General features: G+C 66.3%; 25 protein-coding genes and 1 tRNA gene. 14 read left to right on the forward strand and 12 right to left on the reverse strand.

Translation table 11 applies throughout. The features are described from left to right. The first annotated feature begins 7 nt into the window (after positions 1 to 7). The 14 genes from JLDANKMP_RS04040 to JLDANKMP_RS04105 all read left to right on the forward strand — a co-directional run bounded on the left by JLDANKMP_RS04040 (position 8) and on the right by JLDANKMP_RS04105 (position 12,334). Positions 8 to 562 (forward strand): hypothetical protein, encoded by a 555-nt coding sequence (locus JLDANKMP_RS04040; protein ID WP_212560586.1) that lies wholly within the window; start codon positions 8 to 10, stop codon positions 560 to 562. Further along, on the forward strand, positions 559 to 1,149 hold the full coding sequence (locus JLDANKMP_RS04045; RefSeq protein WP_212560587.1) for a phage baseplate assembly protein V: 591 nt from the start codon (positions 559 to 561) through the stop codon (positions 1,147 to 1,149). Before JLDANKMP_RS04040 ends, JLDANKMP_RS04045 begins: the two co-directional genes overlap by 4 nt. Before the next feature lie 52 nt (positions 1,150 to 1,201). Next, the gene (locus JLDANKMP_RS04050) at positions 1,202 to 1,540 is read left to right on the forward strand and encodes a GPW/gp25 family protein (RefSeq protein WP_005408332.1); all 339 of its coding nucleotides are present in this window, start codon (positions 1,202 to 1,204) and stop codon (positions 1,538 to 1,540) included. Positions 1,541 to 1,542: 2 nt separating this feature from the next. After that, a complete protein-coding gene (locus JLDANKMP_RS04055; RefSeq protein ID WP_005412462.1) occupies positions 1,543 to 2,439 on the forward strand; it encodes a baseplate J/gp47 family protein in 897 nt (298 codons plus the stop codon). A 223-nt stretch (positions 2,440 to 2,662) separates the two neighbouring features. Further along, positions 2,663 to 3,211 carry a phage tail protein I gene (locus JLDANKMP_RS04060; protein WP_223846484.1) on the forward strand — a complete coding sequence of 183 codons (549 nt, stop codon included), beginning with the start codon at positions 2,663 to 2,665 and terminating at the stop codon, positions 3,209 to 3,211. A 7-nt stretch (positions 3,212 to 3,218) separates the two neighbouring features. Then, on the forward strand, positions 3,219 to 5,186 hold the full coding sequence (locus JLDANKMP_RS04065) for a tail fiber domain-containing protein (protein WP_212560589.1): 1,968 nt from the start codon (positions 3,219 to 3,221) through the stop codon (positions 5,184 to 5,186). A gap of 1 nt (position 5,187) precedes the next feature. Continuing rightward, on the forward strand, positions 5,188 to 5,847 hold the full coding sequence (locus tag JLDANKMP_RS04070) for a hypothetical protein (protein ID WP_111173243.1): 660 nt from the start codon (positions 5,188 to 5,190) through the stop codon (positions 5,845 to 5,847). A 106-nt stretch (positions 5,848 to 5,953) separates the two neighbouring features. Further along, positions 5,954 to 7,156 (forward strand): phage tail sheath C-terminal domain-containing protein, encoded by a 1,203-nt coding sequence (locus tag JLDANKMP_RS04075; RefSeq protein WP_024956112.1) that lies wholly within the window; start codon positions 5,954 to 5,956, stop codon positions 7,154 to 7,156. A gap of 2 nt (positions 7,157 to 7,158) precedes the next feature. Continuing rightward, positions 7,159 to 7,662, forward strand: coding sequence for a phage major tail tube protein (locus tag JLDANKMP_RS04080; RefSeq protein ID WP_005412457.1), 504 nt, complete (start codon positions 7,159 to 7,161; stop codon positions 7,660 to 7,662). Between the two features lie 80 nt (positions 7,663 to 7,742). Continuing rightward, positions 7,743 to 8,033 (forward strand): phage tail assembly protein, encoded by a 291-nt coding sequence (locus tag JLDANKMP_RS04085; protein ID WP_005412456.1) that lies wholly within the window; start codon positions 7,743 to 7,745, stop codon positions 8,031 to 8,033. A gap of 120 nt (positions 8,034 to 8,153) precedes the next feature. After that, positions 8,154 to 10,601, forward strand: coding sequence for a phage tail tape measure protein (locus JLDANKMP_RS04090; RefSeq protein WP_212560590.1), 2,448 nt, complete (start codon positions 8,154 to 8,156; stop codon positions 10,599 to 10,601). A 2-nt stretch (positions 10,602 to 10,603) separates the two neighbouring features. Next, entirely contained in the window at positions 10,604 to 11,071 is a 468-nt protein-coding gene (locus JLDANKMP_RS04095) for a phage tail protein (protein WP_212560591.1), read from the forward strand. Then, on the forward strand, positions 11,055 to 11,270 hold the full coding sequence (locus tag JLDANKMP_RS04100; protein ID WP_049430174.1) for a tail protein X: 216 nt from the start codon (positions 11,055 to 11,057) through the stop codon (positions 11,268 to 11,270). Before JLDANKMP_RS04095 ends, JLDANKMP_RS04100 begins: the two co-directional genes overlap by 17 nt. Beyond that, complete coding sequence (locus tag JLDANKMP_RS04105; RefSeq protein ID WP_212560592.1) at positions 11,261 to 12,334, forward strand: contractile injection system protein, VgrG/Pvc8 family; 1,074 nt, start codon at positions 11,261 to 11,263, stop codon at positions 12,332 to 12,334. Before JLDANKMP_RS04100 ends, JLDANKMP_RS04105 begins: the two co-directional genes overlap by 10 nt. Before the next feature lie 30 nt (positions 12,335 to 12,364). Here JLDANKMP_RS04105 and JLDANKMP_RS04110 read toward each other — a convergent pair whose 3' ends face one another. The 12 genes from JLDANKMP_RS04110 to JLDANKMP_RS04165 form a co-directional block, all read right to left on the reverse strand. Further along, positions 12,365 to 12,745, reverse strand: a complete 381-nt coding sequence (locus JLDANKMP_RS04110; protein WP_212560593.1) for a tautomerase family protein — start codon at positions 12,743 to 12,745, stop codon at positions 12,365 to 12,367. A 233-nt stretch (positions 12,746 to 12,978) separates the two neighbouring features. Then, positions 12,979 to 13,053, reverse strand: a tRNA-Val gene (locus JLDANKMP_RS04115). Positions 13,054 to 13,164: 111 nt separating this feature from the next. Next, positions 13,165 to 13,518 carry a PilZ domain-containing protein gene (locus JLDANKMP_RS04120; RefSeq protein WP_005412452.1) on the reverse strand — a complete coding sequence of 118 codons (354 nt, stop codon included), beginning with the start codon at positions 13,516 to 13,518 and terminating at the stop codon, positions 13,165 to 13,167. Further along, positions 13,515 to 14,471 carry a DNA polymerase III subunit delta' gene (locus JLDANKMP_RS04125; protein WP_012479293.1) on the reverse strand — a complete coding sequence of 319 codons (957 nt, stop codon included), beginning with the start codon at positions 14,469 to 14,471 and terminating at the stop codon, positions 13,515 to 13,517. The genes JLDANKMP_RS04120 and JLDANKMP_RS04125 overlap by 4 nt, the downstream gene beginning before the upstream one ends. Further along, positions 14,468 to 15,133 carry a dTMP kinase gene (gene tmk / locus JLDANKMP_RS04130; protein WP_099605028.1) on the reverse strand — a complete coding sequence of 222 codons (666 nt, stop codon included), beginning with the start codon at positions 15,131 to 15,133 and terminating at the stop codon, positions 14,468 to 14,470. Before tmk ends, JLDANKMP_RS04125 begins: the two co-directional genes overlap by 4 nt. Continuing rightward, on the reverse strand, positions 15,130 to 16,191 hold the full coding sequence (gene mltG, locus JLDANKMP_RS04135) for an endolytic transglycosylase MltG (RefSeq protein ID WP_049431471.1): 1,062 nt from the start codon (positions 16,189 to 16,191) through the stop codon (positions 15,130 to 15,132). The genes tmk and mltG overlap by 4 nt, the downstream gene beginning before the upstream one ends. Positions 16,192 to 16,388: 197 nt before the next feature. After that, positions 16,389 to 17,753 (reverse strand): aminodeoxychorismate synthase component I, encoded by a 1,365-nt coding sequence (locus JLDANKMP_RS04140; protein ID WP_059033320.1) that lies wholly within the window; start codon positions 17,751 to 17,753, stop codon positions 16,389 to 16,391. Between the two features lie 190 nt (positions 17,754 to 17,943). Then, positions 17,944 to 19,206, reverse strand: a complete 1,263-nt coding sequence (gene fabF, locus JLDANKMP_RS04145) for a beta-ketoacyl-ACP synthase II (RefSeq protein WP_169448897.1) — start codon at positions 19,204 to 19,206, stop codon at positions 17,944 to 17,946. Positions 19,207 to 19,349: 143 nt separating this feature from the next. Next, complete coding sequence (gene acpP, locus JLDANKMP_RS04150; protein ID WP_005408313.1) at positions 19,350 to 19,589, reverse strand: acyl carrier protein; 240 nt, start codon at positions 19,587 to 19,589, stop codon at positions 19,350 to 19,352. A 152-nt stretch (positions 19,590 to 19,741) separates the two neighbouring features. Next, on the reverse strand, positions 19,742 to 20,485 hold the full coding sequence (gene fabG / locus JLDANKMP_RS04155) for a 3-oxoacyl-ACP reductase FabG (RefSeq protein WP_005408312.1): 744 nt from the start codon (positions 20,483 to 20,485) through the stop codon (positions 19,742 to 19,744). Between the two features lie 82 nt (positions 20,486 to 20,567). Next, on the reverse strand, positions 20,568 to 21,512 hold the full coding sequence (fabD, locus tag JLDANKMP_RS04160; RefSeq protein WP_212560594.1) for an ACP S-malonyltransferase: 945 nt from the start codon (positions 21,510 to 21,512) through the stop codon (positions 20,568 to 20,570). 256 nt (positions 21,513 to 21,768) lie between these two features. After that, positions 21,769 to 22,551, reverse strand: a complete 783-nt coding sequence (locus JLDANKMP_RS04165; protein WP_005408310.1) for a hypothetical protein — start codon at positions 22,549 to 22,551, stop codon at positions 21,769 to 21,771. Positions 22,552 to 22,592: the final 41 nt, after the last annotated feature.

Here is a 22,592-nt window from a genome sequence, read left to right on the forward strand (position 1 = left end):
AGCTGACATGGCGAACGATTCCTTCCCTCCCACGCTCGATCCGCTGATTGCCGCGATCGAAGCCGCGATCCGCGCACGCTTTCCCGGGTTTGCAAGCGTCGAATTCCATCGCGACGCCAACGCTGAGGGGATGCCCCTGCCGGCCTGCCTGCTGGCGATGACCCGCTGTGACCGCAGCAGGGACAACAATGATGGCAGTGGCCTGCTGCAGGCCACGCTGCGCTTCGAAGCGCGCATTGCGCTGCCGGCAACCGATGCAAGCACAGCGCTGCGGCTGCGAAACGCGGCCCTCGCCCTGGCGACCTGGCTGCACCAGCTCGGCCGCTTTCCCGGCGTTGCCAGCGGCGCGATCGATGTGATCGCGGCATTGCCCGAAGACCCAGCAGCAGCACAGCCGGGCCTGCGCATCTGGATCGTCGAGTGGTCACTGCCGGTCGCGCTGGGCGACAACCCGTGGGACGACGCCGGTGGCGTGGTGCCGCAGGCGTCCTACAGCTTCGCGCCGGAGATCGGCCGCGTCCATGAGTCCCGCTACCAGCCATTGCCGGAGCCCGCACCATGAGCGCCGAACACGCGCGGTTGATCGGCAACCTGCTGATGATCGGTGTGGTACGCGAGCTGGACGAGGCAAACGGACGCGTTCGCGTCGATGCCGACGGCATGCTTACCGACTGGATTCCCTGGCTGGAACGCGGCGCGGGACCGGGCGTACGCACCTGGTGCGCACCCGAACCCGGCGAGCAGGTCGTACTGGCGTGCCCCTATGGCGACCCGGGCCAGGCGCTGGTACTCGGCAGCCTGTACCAGGACCGCTTTCCGCCGCCGGCCGACTCGCGCCTGCGGCAGCGCATCGAGTTCGCCGACGGCAGCAGCGTCGAGTACGACCAGGAAACCACCACGCTCAACGTCCATGTCGGCAGCGGCAAGGTCATCGTCACCTGCGCAAATGCACAGGTGATCGCCAGCGAATCGATCATGCTCGATACACCCTCGATCAAGGCGACCGGCGATCTGGATGTCAGCGGCGCGATCAGCGCCGGCAAGGACATCAGCACACCGGGCGAGGTCAAGGCCGGTGCCATCGGCCTGAAGGCACACACGCACACCGCACAGGGCCCAACCGCCCCGACCACGCCGGCCCAGGCCTGAGCGGCCACGCCTGCAATGCCCTGAAAAACCGCACTCCACGACGATAGAGGCCATGCGAGGAATCGACGCCAACACCGGCAAATCACTGGATGGGCTCGCCCATCTCCACCAGTCCGTGCGTGACATTCTCACCACGCCCCTTGGCTCCCGCGTACTGCGCCGCGAATACGGTTCACGCGTATTCGAACTGATCGATGCGCCGACCAACCGCTCGCTGCGCATGGACCTGATCGCGGCCACCGTCGACGCGCTGGCGCGATGGGAACCGCGTCTCCACGTCGAGAACGTCGACGTCTCCCTCCCCGCCCCCGGCGTGATGATCCTGGCAGTGACCGGGATCCACCTGCCGGATGGCGAGGCCATCACCATCGAAGGAATCGAGGTTCGCTAACCGTGGCATCCGGCTCGTTCACCAGTGTCAATCTGTCCCAGCTGCCTGCACCGGCGGTCATCGAAGTGCTCGATTTCGAAGCCATGTTCGATGAATCGCTGACCGCACTGCAGGCCCTGGATCCCACCTTCGACGCGCTGCTGCCGTCGGACCCGGCCTTCAAGATCCTGGAGGTCTGCACCTACCTGCGCCTGCTTGATCGCCAGCGTGTCAACGACGCCGCGCGTGGCGTGATGCTGGCCTATGCCGGTGGCAGCGACCTGGACCACCTCGCCGCGATCTTCGGCGTCGCCCGCCAGGTGCTCGACCCGGGCAGGCCGCAGGAAGGCATTCCACCGCGATATGAGAGCGATGAGGACTTCCGCCGCCGCATCCAGCTGGGCCCGGAAGGGTTCAGCGTGGCGGGGCCGGAAGGTGCCTATGTATTCCATGCGCTGAGCGCGGACCCGCGCGTGCTCGACGCCAGTGCGACCAGTCCCGCCCCGGGCGAAGTGGTGGTCTCGGTGCTGTCGCGCGAAGCGGATGGAACCGCCACCCAGGGCCTGCTCGACATCGTCGAGGCGAAGCTGAGCGCCGATGACGTGCGACCGCTGACCGACCACGTGCTGGTGAAGCCGGCCACGATCGTCACCTACTCGGTCGACGCCACGCTGTTCACCTTTGCCGGCCCGGATTCGCAGGTCGTGCTTGCCGAAGCGCGCACCCGCCTGGACCGCTACATCAGCGAGTCACATCGCCTCGGCCGCGATGTCACCCGTTCGGGGTTGTTCGCCGCATTGCATGCCGAGGGCGTGCAGCGCGTGGAGATCGTCCATCCGGCTGCAGATGTGGTGGTGGACCGAACCCAGGCCACCCACTGCGCCGGCGTGACCCTGACCCACGGCGGCACCGATGAATGAGCCGAGCACGCGCCTGATCAACGCGCGCCTGCGCGGCGCGATCGATGGCCGCAACCGCACCTTCCGCCACCCCGGCGGCGCGCTGGCGAGCCTGCAGTCGGTATTCCGCACCGATGCGCACAGCCGGCAACTGCTGCAGGGCGCCGTCATCGACGGCAGCAGGGTCACCCTGGCCGCTGCACCGGCGCCCGGCGAGGTCATCGATGGTGACGCCCAGGTGGTGATGCCCTCGGCGGCGAACCTGCTGCCCGCCAACGCCACCCACGCCGAGCGCGCGCTTGCCCGCGCCATCGTTGCGCGTCCGTTGCCGGTGGACATCACCGCGCTGTGGGATGCCGACCGCTGTCCGACCGCACTGCTGCCCTGGCTGGCCTGGGCACTGTCGGTGGACGAATGGAAGGCCTACTGGCCCGAAGCGGTGAAACGCGCACGGGTGCGCACGGCCATCGCCATCCAGCGCCGCAAGGGCACCGCCGGCAGCGTGCGCGACGTGGTGGCCGCCTTCGGCGGCTCGGTGCTGATCCGCGAGTGGTGGCAGCTGCAGCCCAGGGGCGCGCCGCACACCTTCGAAGCGGTGATGACCATCGCCAACCAGGATGGCCAGTCCGCCACGGCGATGTTCGTGGAGGACGTCATCGGCGAAATCACCCGGACCAAGCCGGTGCGCTCGCACTTCACCTTTACCCAGGGCATGCAGGCCGACGCCGCCGTCGGCGCACTTGCAGCCGCCCACGCCACGGCCTTCCGCCGCCTTCAACTGATCGGAGAGTAACCCCCGCATGCGCCTGAAAATCACCGATGCCGGCTTCGCCAAGCTGGTCAATCCGCCGAACACCGGCACCAACGCCGTCCTGATCACCCAGATCGGCCTGACCTCGACTGCCTTCGTGCCGTCGGCGGGGCTCGCCGCACTGCCCGGCGAGATCAAGCGCGTCGCCACCTTCGGCGGCCAGGCCGTGGGCGATGACACCGTGCACGTCACCATCCGCGATGACAGCGCCACCTCCTACACGCTGCGCGGTTTCGGCCTGTACCTGGCCGACGGCACCCTGTTTGCCAGCTACGGCCAGGCCGATCCGATCATGGAGAAGTCGGCCGCATCGATGCTGCTGCTGGCCACCGATACCCGCTTCAGCGGGATCGACACGACGCAGATCCAGTTCGGCGATGCCGGCTTCCTCTATCCACCGGCCACCACCGAGGTCGTCGGCGTGGTCGAGCTGGCCACCAGCACCGAAGCCGAAGATGCGACCGACACCCAGCGCGCAGTTACCCCGCGTGGCGTGCGCGCTTACACCGACAAGCGCTTCGGCGCCAGCGCCCCGACCGCGCTGGCGAAGACACTGCTGTCTGCGGCGAACACCGCGGCGGCGCGCACTGCGCTGGAACTGAAGAGCGCCGCACTGAAGGACACCGGGCAAGGCAACGGCCTGGACGCCGACACCCTGGACGGCAAGCACGCCTCCGAGTTCGCCCTGGCCGGTGACTTCGCCACCGTGGGCCACAAGCATGTGATTGCCGATGTGACCGGGCTGCAGTCGGCACTGGATGGCAAGGCGTCCAGGGGCGGCAACACGTTCACCGACCAGCAGTTCATCAGCGGCACGTATCCGTTGCTGGGCTTCGGTGCCGCCGGTGCCGAGCAGTCCTTCATTGGCGGCTGGGGAAATTCCAGCCTGTGGCGCGTATGGAGCGCGGACCGCAGTGCCAGCAGCGAAATCACCATCAAGCATGGTGATGGCCCGCGCTGGAATGGATCGGTGATGTGGCATGCCGGGAACTTCGCGCCTGAAGCGAAGATGGACAAGAGTGGCGGGACGTTCACTGGCGCGGTTTCCATCTCCAACAACTCGCTGCGCCTGTCCGGCTGGGGCAGCACGCTGACCGATGGTGTCATCTACTTCGGCACCGGTGACAGCTACATTTTCAAGTCAGGTTCCTCCTTCACCTTCCGCAATGTGGAGGGTGCCTATAGCGCAACGCTCAGCGCAGGCGGGAACATCTGGACCAGCGGTAACTTCGATCCCGGCGGGAAGATCAACAAAGCCGGCGACATCATGAACGGCACGCTGAACATGTATGTGGGTCAAGGCAGCACCCAGGTCGTGCACCAACGGTTCGGCTGGGGCAACAACGTGACCCGATGGGCGACAGCCATGGAGAGCGACGCCACACTTTCGCTTTACTCCTACGACTTCAATGGAGGAACTCCGACGCAGCGCGCGAGCTTCAGCAATGTCCAGTACCGGGAGAACACATTCGTCGGCGGCGTCACTTCCGCAGGTGGCAATGCCGCATTCATCATCAAGGACCGTGGGAACGCGAATCAAGAGTTCCACATCTACAACACGGACAACGTGTTCCGGATCTGGTCGTCCACTGCGCAAGTGGATCGACTGCAACTGAATGCTGCGGGGGCTCTCTGGACGGCCGGCGGCTTCGATACTGGCTCTTCGCGCAAGCTGAAAAACATCGAAGGCGCACTTCCCTATGGCCTGGCAGCTGTCGAACAGATGGAACTTGCAGCCGGCCACTACAAACCCGAGTACAACGACGACGGTCGCCGTCGCCTGTTCTTTGTCGCCGAGCAGCTGGCCGAACTGGTGCCGGAAGCGGTCGACCTGGAAGGCGTCGAGTTCCAGGGTGAGCGCGTGGCATCGGTCAAGCTCGACCAGCTGCTGCCGGTCATGGCCAAGGCCATCCAGGAACTGGCCGCCGAAGTGCGCGCACTGAAAGCGGAGCGCTGACATGCCCAGCGGATATCGCTCTTCCGGTGTCGACTTTGACGACCTGTTCGATCCGTACGTTGAAGGTCCACTGGCGCAGGATTCGGGCCGCCGTATCGGCGGCGGCGACCTGAGCCGCCGCTATGCCCACATCCAGTACGGCAGCAAGCGTGCCGACGTAGGCCATCGCATCAACGGCATGGACGTGTCCAACCTGTGGGCGGCCCGCGGCAGCGCCACCTACAGGCTGCCGTTCCATGGCAAGGGCTACTCGGCAAGCAATGGCGCCAAGACCAACTCCACCGGCTCCGTGTCGGCTACCGTCTCGATTCTGATCTATGCCGACGGCACCTATGCCATCCGCACGGGCGTCGCCGGTGGCGGCAATGGAGGAAGCTCAGTAGCAGCGTCGGGCCAGTGGCTTCCGGCAGGTGCAAGCGTTTCCGAGTACGAAGTGCAGATCACCGGCTCCTCGCCCGCTAAAGCCTCCTTCAGCACGAGTGCTCCCTCGTTTGTGCCGGCATCGGCGGCACCGTCGGCAGGCGTGTCGATCAGTGTCCCCGCCAGGTCCGCCAGTTACGAATCGGACAGCATCAGCATTTCCGTCGCGCTGCGCCGTGCCGGAGGTATCGCCCAGGTTTCCACCTTCAGCGCAAGCGTCAGCGCCTCCGGCTGGGTCTGATCGGTCAGCGGGCCACCGCTGCAATTATCGCGACCGCCACATTCTCCGAACATTACCCCGTCGCCTGCACAAGCCGGCACACACCCACACCGAGGAAGAATCCCGAATGACCGAATTTCTCCATGGCGTACAGGTCGTCAACATCGATACCGGTGCCCGATCGATTGCCATCGCCTCCAGCAGCGTGATCGGCATCGTCGGCACCGCACCGCTGGCCGACACCGAAGCGTTCCCCATCAACACGCCCGTGCTGGTGACCTCGCCGTCGCAGGCCGCCAAGCTGTCGGCCACCACCGGCACCGATGCCGGCACCCTGCCCGGTGCGCTCGACACGATCTTCGACCAGTCCAGTGCCGTCGTCGTCGTCGTCCGCGTCGAGAAGGGCGCCAATGAAAGCGCCACCCTGGCCAACGTGCTGGGCGGCGTGAACGCCCAGACCGGCGCCTACGAAGGCGTGCATGCGCTGCTGGCCGCCAAGTCCATCGTCGGCGTCAAGCCGCGCATCCTGGTCGCACCCGGCTTCACCCATGTGCACCCGGCCGATCCGGCCAAGCCGGAGGCCGTGCTGGCCAACCCGGTCGTGGCCGAGCTGCTCGGCATCGCCGACAAGCTGCGCGCGGTGATCATCAAGGATGGCCCGAACAGCAACGACGACGCTGCCAAGTCCACCGCCGCCCTGACCGGCTCCAAGCGTGTCTACGTAGTCGACCCCGCGCTGCTGGTGCAGTCCGGTGATGCCATCGTCACCCGCCATGCCTCCGGTGCCGTGGCCGGTGCCATCGCCCGCAGCGACAACGAGCGCGGCTGGTGGGCGTCGCCGTCGAACCTGGAACTCAACGGCGTGGTCGGTACCGCGCGTGCGATCGACTTCGGCCTGTCCGATGCCACCAGCCGCGCCAACCTGCTGAACCAGGCCAACGTGGCCACGGTCATCCGCGAAGGGGGCTTCCGCCTGTGGGGCAACCGCACCACCAGCATCGATCCGAAGTGGCAGTTCCTGTGCGTGGTGCGCACCGCCGACATCATCGCCGACAGCCTGGAAGCCGCCCACCTGTGGGCCGTCGACCGCGGCATCAGCAAGACCTACGTCGATGACGTGCGCGAGGGCGTCAATGCCTTCCTGCGCGGCCTGAAGACCCAGGGCGCGATCCTCGGTGGCAACTGCTGGATCGACCCGGAACTGAACGCAGCGGACAGCGTGGCCCAGGGCCGCTTCTACTGGGACTTCGACTTCACTCCGACCTACCCGGGTGAGCAGCTGACCTTCCGCATGCACATGAACAACAACTACGTCTCGGAGATCTTCTAAGCATGGCGCGCAAGATCCGAAAAAACTTCAACTTCTACGTCGACGGCAAGGGTTATGCCGGCAGCGTGATGTCCTTCACCGCCCCCAAGCTGTCGCTGAAGACCGAGGACTTCCAGGCCGGCGGCATGCTGGCCCCGACCGAGATCGTGCTCGGCCATGAAAAGCTGACCGCCGATGTGGAGTTCGCCTCCGACGACGCGGAGATCATGAGCAAGTTCCACGTCATCGAAAGCAAGGAATACGGCTTCACCGCCCGCGAGGCACTGGAAGGCGACGACGGCGAAGTGACCCAGGTCGTGCACAACATGCGTGGCAAGGTGAAGCTGCTGGACCGTGGCGAAACCAAGGTCGGCGAGAAGGGCACGATCAAGGTCAGCCTGGCGCTGAGCTACTACAAGCTGACCCATGGTGCCCAGGTAGTGCAGGAGATCGACGTGGTCAACATGATCGCCCGCCAGGGTGGCGTCGACGTCCTGGCCGGCATCCGCGGCGCGCTGGGCATCTGAGCCCACGCCGCACCGAAGAACCCGGGGGCGCCTCGCGCCCCCGCATCCATCGCACCGCATCGCATTCCAGGAACGCATCCATGTCCAGCAAGACCAAGACCCCCACCGACACCGTCATCGAGCGCGATGGCTTTGCCGAGATCACCCTCACCCGTCCGCGCCAGGTCAATGGCATGGAAACCGCCGTGCTGCGTATGCGCGAGCCGACCGTGGAAGACATGGAGCGCTACCAGGACGACAAGGGCAGCGACGCCCAGCGTGAGGTGCGGATGATCGCCAACCTGTGCGAGATCTCGCCGGACGACGTGCGCAAGATGCCGTTGCGCGACTACGCACGACTGCAGGCAGGCGTCGCGCTTTTTACCACCTGACCCTGCCACAGATCAGGCAGGGAGTGCTTGCTCTGGCCGGTCATACCGGCTGGGGCCTGCGCGAAATCATGACACTGCGGGTGTCGAAGTTCATCTGGTGGATTCAGGGATTGCCGGTACATGGCCAGTAACGTTCAAACGACAACGATCACGATCGGCGGTGAGGTGTCCAAGTCGCTGAAGGACGCATTGTCCTTCGCCAATGATGGCGTGAAGCGCCTCGGTGATGAAGCCGGCAAGCTGGAGCTCAAGCTCGCCGCGATGAAGAAGTCGGGCACCGCATACACCCGCCTGCGCGCGCAGGCCGATGCGCTGCGCGCCTCACAGGAAGCGCTGGAGCGTGTCGAAGCCAAGCGCACCGCCAACCTGGAGAAGCGCGAGAAACTCGGCGCCTCGTTCAAGGCAGCGCGCGGCACACTCGGCACCGCCGTCACCGCACTGGCCAAGCCGGTCGAGAACGCCTCCGGCTTCGCCCGCCAGAACCAGCAGATCGGCGTGGCAGCCAACCTCAGCCGCGCGCAGGTCAGCGCACTTGGCCAAGCGATCCTGGAACAATCGCGCGCAACCAACCAGGGCGCCGACAATCTGCAGCGGTCGATCAAACTGATGGTCGCGGCCGGCATGGACGCACAGTCCGCGCAGGCCAGCCTCGGCGCCGTTGGACGGACCACCACTGTCACCGGTGCCAGCATCGATGATGTGGCCCAAGCTGCGGCCGCCCTGCAGCAGTCGTTCGATATCGATCCCTCGCGCATGCAGAACGCGCTGGACGTGCTGGTGGTGAACAGCCAGCAGGGCAGCCTGGGCCTGAAGGACATGGCCCAGGTGCTGCCGGTGCTGGGTTCCTCGTTCGAGGCGATGAAGCTGCAGGGCACATCGGCGGCGGCTACGCTGGGTGCGGCACTGGAAGCCACGCTGGACTCGGCAGGTGGCGCCGACAAGGCCGCCAGCAACATGAAGAGCTTCATGTCCGAGGTGCTCTCGCCGGACATTCAGGAGAAGGCCAAGAAGAGCCTGAACCTGGATCTGCGCAAGATCATCGGCGATGCACAGACCAGCGGCGGCAATCCCTTCGATGCCGCCATGCAGGGAATCATCCAGGCCACTGCGGGCGACCAGAAGAAGATCGGCGCACTGTTCGGCGATGCCCAGGCGAAGAACTTCGTCCAGCCGATGATCGAGAACTGGGACACCTATGTTCGAGCCCGCGACAAAGCGCTGAATGGATCGGCGGGCACCACCGATGCAGCCTATGCCGATGCGATGCAGACCGACCCGCAGAAGATCGAGGGCGCCAAGATCGCCGTGGACAACCTGTCCAAGGCCTTCGGTGCCGCGCTGCTGCCCGCGGTGGGCGAGGCCGCGGTCAAGCTGACCGAACTGCTGAACGGGGTCACCTCGTTCGTGCAGGAAAACCCGAAGCTGATCGCCAACACCACGCAGATCGTGGTCGGCATGCTGGGCATGCGCACCGCGGTGCTCGGCGCACGCTACGCCTGGACCTTCCTGCAGGGCCCGATCCTGGCTGCGCAGAAGGCCTTCGAACTGTTCCGGGGCGGCAGCCTGCTGGCCCAGATGGGACGCTTCGGGCCGATGGCCATGCGCCTGGCATCGGGTTTCCGCATCGTCGCAACTGCCATTGGTGCCATCGGCGGTGGCCCCATCGCCGTTGCGGTCGCCGCCATCACCGCCGGCGCCCTGCTGGTGCGCAAGTACTGGGAACCGATCAAGGCATTCCTGGGCGGCGTCTGGGAAGGCCTGAGCGGTGCAGGCACCGCAGCGATGGGTGAACTGATGCGCGCGGTTGAACCACTGCGCCCCGCCTGGGAAGTCATGAGCGGGCTGATCGGCCAGGCCTGGGACTGGCTGTCGAAGATGCTGGAACCGGCGCAGTACACCGGCAATGAATTGTCACGCGTCGCCCAGATCGGCTCGCTGGTGGGTGAGGCGCTGCTGACCAACTTCCGGCTGGTGATCCAGGTCATCGGCGGCGTGGTGGAGGCGGTGGTGTGGCTGGGCGAGATGCTCGGCACCGTCGCCGGCTTCATCAACGAAACCCTTGGCAACATCTGGGAGTCGATCAGCCAGAAGGCGACCGCAGCGTTCGACCGCATCCTGGAAAAGCTCAAGCCAGTCATCGAAGGCGTCGGCTGGTTCATGGACAAGCTTGGTGGTGGCGTAGGGGCTGCCAACGACAAAGCGCTGGAGGTCGCCGAGGGCGGGCTGCAGACCGCAGTGGGCGCCGCCAACATCTACAGCGGCATGAAGGCGCGCGGCGGTGGTGGCATTGGTGACATGGCACGGATCGCATATGCCGTCGGCACCGACAGCAACGATGGCTTGAACCGGCGCATGGCTGAGCTGAGCGGTGCGCAGGGACGCGCTGCGCCGGCCATGCCCTCGCCCACCACCCGTGCACCCACCACCGTGCAGCAACAACAGACCAACAACATCACCATCCACCAGCAACCAGGTGAATCCAGCGAATCCGTAGCACGTCGCACCGCCGACGAACTGCAGCGTCGCAACGCCGTTGCCGCCCGTGGTGGCCTTGCAGACAGGAATTGAGCATGAAGCGCGAGTTCGTAACCGGCACAGTGGACAAGCTGCTGTCGCAGTTCAAAGCCAACGATTCCGGCAACGCTCCGGTGCTGCTGATGCTGGGCGGCTTCAAGTTCAGCCTCAACACCGCCGTGTTCCAGGACATCCAGCAGAGCAACGAGTATGGCTGGGCAGCGCAGGAACGCATCGGCCAGATGGCTGCGCTGCAGTACACCGGCCCCGGCAAGGCCAGCATGACGCTGCCTGGCGTCATCCACTATGCGTTCCGCGGTGCCGGCAATGAGCTCTCGCAGCTGCGCAAGATGGCCGCGCAGGGCAAGCCACAGCGGTTGCTGACCGGCAAGGGCGGGAACCTGGGGCTGTGGGTCATCGACAAGATCGACGCCACCGCCTCCGGTTTCACTGCCGATGCCGGAATCCAACGGCACGAATTCACCCTCTCCCTGCGGAAGCACAGCGATGGCACGAACGTATAACACCCGCGACGGCGACGTCGTCGACCGCATCGCGTACACGCACTATGGCGAACAATCACCGGCCATCCTGCGCGCGGTCTTCGACGCCAACCCGGGCCTTGCCGCACGCGGCGCGGTACTGCCTGCGGGCATGGCGATCACCCTGCCGGATGTGCAGCGCCCTGCAAACGAGCGCAAGGGAGTGGCCCTGTGGGACTGAACATCACACCGGCATTCCGCGTGGTGGCCAACAACCAGGACATCACCGACACCATCAGGTCGCGCTTCAAGTCGCTGCGGATCACCGACGAGACCGGCAACACGTCCGACACGCTGGAACTGCAGCTGGCCGACCACGATCCGTCCGATCCGATCCAGCTGCCACCGGTTGGCGCGGAACTGGAGGCCTTCATCGGCTATGACGGCGAAGTGCGGCGCGTAGGCCTGTACATCTGCGACGAGGTGGAGATCTCCGGCTTTCCCGGCAGCATGACGCTGCGCGCCCGGGCGGCACCGTTCGAGACCAGCAAGGGGGGCAAGAGCGACCTGCAGACGCAGAAGACACGCACCTGGAAGAAGGGCACCACGATCGGCGACATGGTGCGACGCATGGCCGGCGAGCATGGGCTGAACGCAGCGGTGAGCGCATCGCTGGCGTCCATCGTGCTGCCGCTGACGGTGCAGTCGCAGGAGTCGGACATGAACCTGCTGCTGCGCCTGGCCAAACAGCACGATGCCATCGCCAAGCCCGGAGGCGGGCGCCTGGTGTTCGTGAAGCGGGGCGAATCCACCAGCGCCAGCGGCGAGCGCATTCCCGATGTCACCCTCACCCCGGCCGATGGCAGCGACTATCGGGTAACCCTCGCCGCACGCGAAGATGCCGGTACCACCATTGCGTACTACCGCGACGTGCGCAGTGCCAAGCGCCAGGAAGTGAAGGTCGGCAGCGGTGAACCGATCATGCGCCTGCGCATGGCCTATGCCGACCGGGAGAGCGCAGAGGCGGCGGCGCGCGCCAAGCATCGCGAACAGGCACGGCAGACGCGGACGCTCAGCTACACCCTGCCCGGCCGCGAAACACTGATGGCCGAAGCCACCGTGGTGATGCAGGGGTTCCGCGAGGGCGTGGATGGCCAGTGGTTGGTCAAGCGTGCCGAGCACAGCATCGGCAGCGAGGGCTATGTCACCCGCATCGAATGCGAACAACCCAACAGCGCCGACGCAGTGAAAGCGGCCAGCAATGCCCCGGCCAGCGAAGGCGAACAGGTCGGCAGCGAGGTGTAGATTCACGCCATGCGTAGTGCTTTCCGCGCATCAACTCACGTACTGCGCCACGCCATTACCGAACGACCAGTTCTCCTTCTTTACTTCAACAAGATTGATGAACACATCCTCGCGGCGGATGCCCACCGCCGCGTGCAGTCCATCGGCGATGCCGGCGTACAACGCCTTCTTCTGCTCCAGCGCACGCCCTTCGTTCCAGGTGATCTGGATGCAGATGAAATCGTCGGTGCGGTCCACGCCCAGATAGCCGGGGTCGTGGATCAGCGTGCCGGCGTCGTGCTGCTGGAAGATCTGGAAGCGGTCGTTCTCCGGCACGCCCACCGCGCGCATGGCCTGGTAGATGGCTTCGCCGACACGTTGCAGGTAGTCGGCGGATTTACCTTTGCGAAGATCGATGCGGGCGAGCGGCATGGTGGCACTCCAGGGAATGGGGGCACGGCACTGCCTTGAGAGTACGCCGGCCGTGAACCACGGAACAGCGCATGGATGGAATCCTGTGCCCGCATCGGTGAAGTGCGTCCCCCGAGCGCTTCGCGCGGTTGAGGGAGCCGGTGAGTCGCGCTGCCAACGATGCCGGAAAGCCGCGCTGATGGTCAGGCAACAAAAAAGCCCCCATTTCTGGAGGCTTCTTTCGTTCTGCAACATGGTGGGCGGTACAGGGATCGAACCTGTGACCCTTGCCGTGTGAAGGCAATGCTCTACCGCTGAGCTAACCGCCCGGTGTGTTGCTGAGCCGCTCATTATAGGGGCTTTTCAGAGGCCGTCAACACTTTTTCACATTCGTGTTCACGGGCGTTTCGAGGCATGCAGCCGCATGGCCCGGCGCTACCTCACATCGTGTGGGTCGGCTTGTCCGAGCCGGTAAGCCCGGCCAGCAGAGTCTCGATCTTGTGGCGCACGCCCTCGCCTTCGGCACCGTCGGCGAGCTGCACGCCAATGCCGGCGGTGCGGTTACCCTGCGCGCCGGCCGGGGTCACCCAGATCACCTTGCCGGCCACCGGCAGGCGCTCGCTGGAATCGGGCAGGGTCAGCAGCAGGAACACCTCGTCGCCCAGGAAGTAGCGCTTGGGCGTGGGCACGAAGATGCCGCCGTTCTTCACGAACGGCATGTACGCGCTGTACAGCGCGGCTTTGTCCTTCACGGCCAGGGACAGGATGCCCTGGCGGGCGTTGCTGGCACTCATCGATTTCCCCTTGCGGCAGGCCGCTCGTTCACCTTGTTCCAGGCCAGCAGCAACTCGACCACCGCAAGGTCTGCACGCACCGTGGTGCGCAGCAGGTCGCGGGTGCGGTTGGCCGCATCGAACCAGGCTGCAAGCTTGTGCAATCGCTCCGGCGTGGTCAAGGCATCGGTGCTGGCCTGGGCCAGCGCCAGGTCGGCGGCAAAGCGCAGGCGCAGCGCCGCGTTGTCGTCACCACACCACTTCTGCGCCAGCTCCACCGCGCCGGTCTTGCCGGCGGCCAGCTGTTCCAGATCTCGACCGACTTCGCGGCGCAGGCTCAGGCCGTCTTCGCGCAGCCAGTTGTCGGCCTGGCCGGGATGGCCGCGGGCGGCCTCCAGCGCTTCGCGCGCCGATGCTTCGCTGTGGCCCTGCTGCTGCAGCCAGGCCAGCGCTTCGTGCTGCGGCGGCAGCTTGAATTCCAGGCGTTGGCAACGGCTGCGGATGGTCTGCGGCAGGCGCGCCGGGTCGCTGCTGATCAGCCACAGGTAGCGGCCGGGCTGCGGCTCTTCCAGCGTCTTCAGCAGCGCGTTGGCCGCCGAGCGGTTGATCGCATCGGCCGGGTCCACGATCACCACCTGCGCCACGCCGTACTGCGGGGTCAGCGCCAGCTTGTCGGTGATCTCACGCACCTGCTCGATGACGATCTCGGTGCGCAGCTTGTCGCCGCTCTTGTTCGGAATGAAGCTGACCAGCTGCAGGTCCGGATGGGTACCGGCGGTGATCAGCTGGCGCGTGCGCGTGGCATGCGCGGCATCACCGCGCGCCAGCACGTGGTCGGCCAATGCCAGCGCCACCTCACGCTTGCCCAGCCCGGCCGGCCCGCAGATCAGCAGGCCATGGCCGAGGCGACCGGCATCGAGCGCGGCCACGGTCTGGTCGAACGCGCGCTGCTGCCATGGCGAGAACGTGCTCATGCGCCCTCCCCGTCCTGCAGCCAGCGCTCGACACATGCGACCACATCGGCGGCGACGCGCGCCTGCTCCTGGCCCGCATCAATCAACGCAAAGCGCTGCGGATCCTGCTGCGCACGGCTGCGGAATACTTCACGCACGCGCTGGAAGAAATCATCCTGTTCGCTCTCGATGCGGTCCGGCCACAGGTCACGGCCATTGGCGCGTGCCCGGCCGACGGCCACGTCCACGTCCAGCAGCAGGGTCAGGCCCGGCAGCAGGCCCACCGCGCGGCGCTCCAGATCGGCAATCCACTGCGGGTCGAGGCCACGGCCACCGCCCTGGTAGGCATAGCTGGAATCGGTGAAACGATCGCTCAGCACATAGGCACCGCGCTGCAGCGCCGGCTGGATCACCTGGCGCACATGCTGCGCGCGCGCGGCGAACACCAGCAGCAGCTCGGCTTCGGCGCTGAGCGGTTCGGCGGCGATCTCGGCATCGGGCTTCAGCACCAGGCCACGGATGCGCTCGGCCAGCGGCGTACCGCCCGGCTCGCGGGTCAGTACCACCTCATGACCGTGGCTGCGCAGGCAGTCACGGATGGCATTGATGGCGGTGGTCTTGCCCGCGCCCTCGCCGCCTTCCAGGCTGACGAAACGCGGGTGGCGAAGCAGCGCGGGACTCATTGCGCCGGGGTCTCCTGGGTACGTTGCTGGCGCAGCTGCTGCAGGTAGCGGGCGACTGCGGCGTTGTGCTGGTCCAGGCTGGGCGAGAACACGTGCGCGCCGCTGCCATCGCCCACGGCGACGAAGTACAGCGCGTCGCCCGCCGCGGGTTGCGCGGCCGCCATCAGCGCGTCGCGGCTGGGCATCGCGATCGGGGTCGGGGTCAGGCCGGCACGGGTATAGGTGTTGTACGGCGTATCGGTGGTCAGGTCGCGACGGCGGATGTTGCCGTCATACGCGGCACCGAGGCCGTAGATCACGGTCGGGTCGGTCTGCAGGCGCATGCCGATCTTCAGGCGGCGCATGAACACGCCGGCAATCTGCGGGCGTTCGCTGGCCAGCGCAGTTTCCTTCTCGATGATCGAGGCCATCGTCAGCAGTTCGTAGGGCGTGTTGATCGGCAGGTCCGGCGCGCGGCTTTCCCACGCTTCGTCCAGCGCCTTTTCCATTGCGGCATGGGCGCGCTTGAGCACGTCCAGATCGCTGTCGCCACGCTGGTAGACATAGGTCTCCGGCAGGAAGCGGCCTTCCGGATGCTGGCCACCGAAGCCGAGGCGCTGCATCAGCGCGGCATCATCAAGATTGTCGGTGGTGTGCAGCAGCGGCTCGGCGCGCTTGAGCGCGGCGCGCAGCTGGCGGATATTCCAGCCCTCGACGATGGTGACGCGGTGCTGCAGCACCTTGCCGGCGCGCATGCGCAGCAGCAGCTCGCGCGGGGTCAGCTCGCCATTGAGCGCGTACTCGCCCACCTTCAGCTTGCCGGCGGCATCAAGCTGGCGCGCCAGCAGCTGCCACTGGGTGTCCTGGCCCTCGTCCACGCCGGCATCGCGCAGCTTGCGCAGCACGCTGTTCATGCCATCGCCGCTGGCGATGACCATGCTCTCGGCAGTCGGGGTGATCGGGGCATCGGCGAAACGCGTCTGCTGGTAGAAGAACCACGCGCCCACGCCGGCCACGACGGCTCCCAGCACCACCACCAGCGTTACCACGAACAGACACCCGCGCTTGGCTCCCGCCATGGACTACCTCTGAACTCGATTCCGTCGTGCAGGATACCGTGCCGGTGGATTGGGGTCATGACCGGGGCCACGCAGCCGTGCCGACCAACGGTCGGCACCCACCGGAACAACGGCACCCGCCGGTACCGGTAGTGCCGGCCGCTGGCCGACAATCGCGTGGATCGTGGATGAATGAGGTTGCCGGCCAGCGGCCGGCACTACCCCTGCTGGCCCAGTGCGCGCAGCAGGCCGCGGGCCTTGGCGCGGGTCTCGTCCAGCTCCTTGTCCGGGTCCGAATCGACCACGATGCCGGCGCCGGTGCGGAAGCTCACCTCGTGGCCATCCACTTCGGCGGTACGGATCAGAATGTTCAGGTCCAGGTCGCCATCGCGGTTCAGCCAGCCGAACGCGCCGGTGTAGGCACCACGCGGCACCTGCTCCAGCTCGCTGATGATCTGCATGCAGCGCACCTTCGGGCAGCCGGTGATGGTGCCACCCGGGAACGTGGCGGCGATCACCTCGCCGGGCGTGACCTCCGGGCGCAGGTGGCCGCTGACGTTGCTGACGATGTGGTGCACGTGCGCGTAGCTCTCCACGGTCATCAGCTCATCGACCACCACGGTGCCCGGCAGGCAGATGCGGCCCAGGTCGTTGCGCTCCAGGTCGATCAGCATCACGTGCTCGGCGCGCTCCTTGGGGTGACCGACCAGTTCCTGGATGCGCGCGGCATCGTCGTCGCCTTCGAAGCGTGGACGGGTACCGGCAATCGGACGGGTCTGCGCATGGCCGGCGTGCACCGACACCAGCCGCTCCGGCGAGGAACTGACCACATGGCGGCCGTGCGCGCTAAACAGGCCGGCAAACGGCGCCGGGTTGGCACGACGCAGCTGTGCGTACAGCGCCTGCGGGCTGACCGGCGCAGCGAACTGCGCGTTCCAGCGCCGCGACAGGTTCACCTGGAACACGTCGCCGGCGCGCAGATACTCGATCACCCGGCGCACGCCATCGGTGAAACGCTGCGGCGCGTCCTCGTCGACCGCCTGCGGTGGCTGCCAGCCCTGCCCGGCTTCGGGCAGCGCGGCCGAGGCCAGTGCCACCAGCGCATCCAGCAACGCCTGCTCGCCGGCTTCGGCGATGACGAAGCTGGCATCGTTGTGATGGTCATGCAGCACCGCGGCCGGGCAGCGCAGCGCCAGCGCGGTCGGGCGACCATCCCCGCGAGCACGCGCCGGCAGCACTGGTTCGATCTGGCTGGCCACTTCGTAATCGAGCATCAACGCCCAACCGCCGCGGAACGGCAGGCTGTGGCTGCCGTCATGCGGCAGGCGCTCAAGCTGCCAGGCGCGATCCAGTGCCTGCAGGAACGTGCCGGGCTGCACCACGTCGTGCTGGTCGCGCACCTGGCCGTCGGCATCCAGCCGCAGGCCATCGCCCTGCGCGACCAGCAGCAGGCTCCAGCGGCCCTGGGCGGTGCCCGAGGCGGTGGATTCCATCAGCAGCGGGAAGCGCGCCGGGTCGTGCTGCTGCAGGGCCAGCAGATCGATCGGGTGCGGCAGCGGGTGGATCAGCGGTGCGTGGGTCATGGCAGCCAGTTCGGGAATTCAGATGCACGGAAGCCGCCTTGCGGCGGCTCCGTGGTGCACGGCGTTGATCCGTTTGTCGGATTGCCGATGGGTAGAGTTGACTGTCAGTCGACTGCTTTCCCATCAACGATCACCGCGGCGGATCGAAAGGCAGTCGACTGACAGTCGACTCTACAACCTACCGCACCGGTCAGACGCGCTTGAAGATCAGCGTGCCGTTGGTGCCGCCGAAGCCGAAGCCATTGGACATCACCACGTCCACCTTGGCCTGGCGTGCTTCGTTCGGCACGTAGTCCAGGTCGCAGCCTTCGCCCGGCTGCTGGAGGTTGATGGTCGGCGGAATGACGTTGTCCTGCAGCGCCATCACCGAGAAGATCGCTTCCACGCCGCCGGCAGCGCCCAGCAGGTGGCCGGTCATCGACTTGGTGGAGCTGACCATCATCTTGTAGGCGTGGTCGCCGAAGGCGGTCTTCATCGCCATGGTCTCGCCCAGGTCGCCCAGCGGCGTGGAGGTGCCGTGCGCGTTGAGGTAACCCACCTGTTCTGGGCTCACGCCGGCGTCCTTCATGGCCATGACCATGCAGCGCGCGGCGCCTTCGCCGTTCTCGCTCGGTGCGGTCATGTGGTACGCGTCGGAGCTGGCGCCGAAGCCAGCCAGTTCGCAATAGATCTTCGCACCACGGGCCTTGGCGTGCTCGTACTCTTCCAGGATCAGGATGCCGGCGCCGTCGCCCAGCACGAAGCCGTCACGGTCCTTGTCCCACGGGCGCGAAGCCTGTTCCGGGGCATCGTTGCGGGTGCTCATGGCCTTCATCGCGCAGAAGCCGCCCAGCGCGGTCGGCGACGAGCCACGCTCGGCACCGCCGACCACCATCACGTCGGCATCGCCATACTGGATCATGCGCATCGCGGTACCGATCGAGTGGTTCGAGGTCGCGCACGCCGAGACCGCCGAGAACGACGGACCCTTCAGGCCGGTGATGATGCTCAGCTGGCCCGGCAGCATGTTGATGATGGTCTTGGGTACGTAGAAGGGCGAGATCTTCTTGCCCTCGTGGAACTCGATGGTCTGCTCTTCGATGCCGAGCAGGCCGCCGATGCCGGCGCCGACGATGGCGCCGATGCGCTCGGCATTGGCGTCGGTGATCTCCAGGCCCGAATCATGCAGGGCCATGAACGAGGCACCGAGGCCGTAATGGATGAACGGGTCCATCTTCTTGGCATCCTTGCCGCTGACCCGGAACTTGCCGAACAGTTCATTGTCGGCGGTGATGTCGAATCCCTTGACCTCACCTGCAATCTTGGTGGTGAACCGATCCACGTAGGCATCAGCAACGTTGGTCAGCGGACCGATGCCCGAACGACCGTGGGTGATGCCTTCCCAGCTGCTGGCCAGATCATTGCCCAACGGCGAGACGATACCCAGGCCGGTTACGACGACGCGACGCTTCATTGCTGTTTCTCCTGACCCGGATGATTTCTACGGGTAACTCGGTTTGCTTCGATGTGATGCCCAAACACACGGGGCCGCAACAGCGGCCCCATGGGGTGCGGTGCGCGGCAAGGAAATACCTGCACGCGCACTGCCGTCTGACATCAGGCCTTGACGTGGGCCTTGACGTAGTCGATGGCGGCCTGCACGGTGCTGATCTTCTCGGCTTCTTCGTCCGGGATCTCGCACTCGAATTCTTCTTCCAGGGCCATCACCAGCTCGACGGTGTCCAGCGAGTCAGCGCCCAGGTCATCGACGAACGATGCGCTGTTGGTGACTTCTTCTTCCTTGACGCCAAGCTGTTCGACGACGATTTTCTTGACGCGTTCTTCGATGGTGCTCATGGGATCTCGCTCCAGATGGAGTTGTGGTTCAAAAGTGGTCGCCATCAAAGGCGATGGCCGTGGGATAGTGTAGTGGAAACCGGCGCGGCCTTGCATCGCAGCAAAAACCTCAGCAGATCAACCACTTGCGGCGCAATCCCTGCGCCCCTTGCTTACGGCATGTACATGCCACCGTTCACATGGAGGGTTTCGCCGGTGATGTAACCGGCAGCCGGGCTGGCCAGGAAGGCCACCGCATGGGCGATGTCCTCCGGCGAACCCAGGCGTTCGAGGGCGATGTCGTTGATCAGCGCGGTGCGCGCTTCTTCCGGCAACGCCTTGGTCATGTCGGTGTCGATGAAGCCGGGAGCAACCACATTGACGGTGACACCGCGCGAACCGATTTCCTTGGCCAGCGACTTGCTGAAGCCGATGATGCCGGCCTTGGCGGCCGCGTAGTTGGCCTGGCCGGCATTGCCTGTCACGCCCACCACCGATGCGATGTTGATGATGCGGCCCTTGCGTGCCTTCATCATGCCGCGCATCACCGCCTTGCTGGTGCGGAACACGCTGGTCAGGTTGGTGTCGATGATCGACGCCCAGTCCTCGTCCTTCATGCGCATCAGCAGGTTGTCGCGGGTGATGCCGGCATTGTTGACCAGGATCGAGATCGGGCCGAACTCCTTGGCGATGCCGTCCAGCACGCTGTCCAGCGCGGCAGCGTCGGTCACGTTCAGTGCACGGCCGTGGCCGCCGTGGGCGGCCAGGCGCTCACCGATCGCGGCAGCGCCGGATTCGGTGGTGGCGGTGCCGATGACGGTGGCGCCCTGGGCGGCCAGCAGATCGGCGATGGCGGCACCAATGCCACGGCTGGCGCCGGTGACCAGTGCGATTTCACCCTGCAGGGGCTTGCTCATGATGTTTTCCTCAGGCTGGGGCGGCCGCCGTACCCGTACCGCGTGCAGCGGCCACCGGTACGGTCGGCAGGAACAGGGGGAGTCAGGCCGACCATGCCTCGCGGGCGGCTTCGAAGTCGCCCGGGGTGGCCAGTGAACGGCCGTCGATGGCCTTGTCGATGCGCTTGACCAGGCCGGTCAGCACCTTGCCCGGGCCGCACTCGGCGATCCGGGTGATGCCACGGCCGGCCAGCGCCTGCACGCACCCGGTCCACTGCACCGGCTGGTACAGCTGCTGGACCAGCGCGGTACGGATCGCGTCGATACCGTCATGCACCTGGGCATCTACGTTCTGCACCACCGGCAGCTGCGGCGCCTGCCAGGACAGGCCGGCCATCACTTCGGCGAGACGGTTGGCGGCTTCGCGCATCAGCGGGGTGTGCGAGGGCACGCTCACGGCCAGCTTGACGGCCTTGCGCACGCCCTTCCCGGCCAGCAGCGCCAGCGCGCGGTCAACCGCATCTGTGTCGCCGCCGATCACGATCTGACCCGGCGAATTGAAGTTGGCCGGCACCACCACCTGGCTGCCCGCGGCTTCGGCGCAGACGTCCAGCACCAGCTGGTCTTCAGCGCCGAGCACGGCGGCCATGGCGCCGACACCGGCCGGTGCGGCTTCCTGCATCAGCTGGCCGCGCAGGCGCACCAGGTGCGCACCGTCATGCAGGCTCAGCGCGCCAGCGGCGACCAGGGCGGTGTACTCGCCCAGGCTGTGGCCGGCCAGCACCGACGGGCGCGGACCGCCCACGGCGTTCCAGGCGCGCCACACGCCGATGCTCGCGGCCAGCAGGGCCGGCTGGGTGTATTCGGTACGGTTGAGCATTTCCTCCGGGCCACCCTGGGACAGCGCCCACAGGTCGACGCCGGCACCATCGGATGCTTCGGTGAAGGCTTCACGCACCTGCGGGTGCAGTTCGGCCAGCTCGGCCACCATGCCCACAGACTGCGAGCCCTGGCCGGGGAAGACAAAAGCGAGGGTGGATACGGTCACGCGGTCATCCGCTTGTTGCAATCGAAGCGGGCCATGATAAGGGCGAATCCGCTGTGTCGTCTGTACGTGCGCGTATGCAGGCGTATGGAGCGCCGCCGCGGGACAACCCGGCATCCGGTGCGGTGCCCCGCTCAGGTAGAGTCGACTGTCAGTCGACTGCCCTTCGATCAGCCGCTGAAAACCCGCGCTGCGCGCGGAAGTCGACTGACAGTCGACTCTACCGCAGCGCCAACCTGCCAGCAGCGCGAACCTGCCATCAGCAGAACAGCTGCAGCACGTCCAGGTCGCCGTCGGCGAGGAAGTCCACGCACAGGCCCACCAGCATCAGCACGCCCGCCGTGCTGGCGCCATGGGCGATGAAGATCGAATGCGCCAGCGCGCGCGCTGAACGGCCCAGCTTCATGCAGACCCGGGCCAGGCTGCGCAGGCGGCCGCTGACCGCGTGCACGTGTTCACGCACAGGCGCCTGGGCCTCGCCCATCGCCTCGGCCATCATCGCCTGCAGCTGCTCGGGGCGGTCGGCGTAGTACTTGGCCACGCCGTAACCGAACATCAGCCAGTCGCGGGCCTGCGCTTCGGACAGATCCATCACTTCCAGCGGATCTTCCTCGAAGTCGATGAAGCCCACCTTCTGCCCATCCCAGGTGAGGTTGCGCGGCAGCGGCTGGCCGAAATAGGCGCCGCGCGCATGCGCTTCGGCGATGGCCTGCATGGCCGCCATCACCAGCCGGTCGCGGCCGGCCTCGTCGGCCTGGCGCAGGCAGGTATTGAACGAGCTGCCGTTGTCACCGATCACCAGCGCGGCGTGGCCGCTGCCCAGCACGTCGGGCACGTTCACGCCCTGCGCCTGCAGTTCTCCCAGGCGACGGGCTTCGGTTTCTCGCGCGGCATCACCACCACGGTGCGGCGGTGGTCGCAGGGCGTCCAGATGGAAACGGCGGGCAACGAAATTGAGCAGGCCCAGGGCCACTGCGCGGCTTCCCTTGCCGTACTGCTTCAGCCAGGCGCGCTGCCCTTCGATGACGATGGGCTCAACCATGACGTGTACTCCTTTAAACGCGTTACGGCCCCAGAGGGGCC

Origin of the sequence: Stenotrophomonas sp. PE591 (assembly GCF_018320795.1) — a bacterium.
In the GTDB taxonomy this organism is placed as follows: domain Bacteria; phylum Pseudomonadota; class Gammaproteobacteria; order Xanthomonadales; family Xanthomonadaceae; genus Stenotrophomonas; species Stenotrophomonas maltophilia.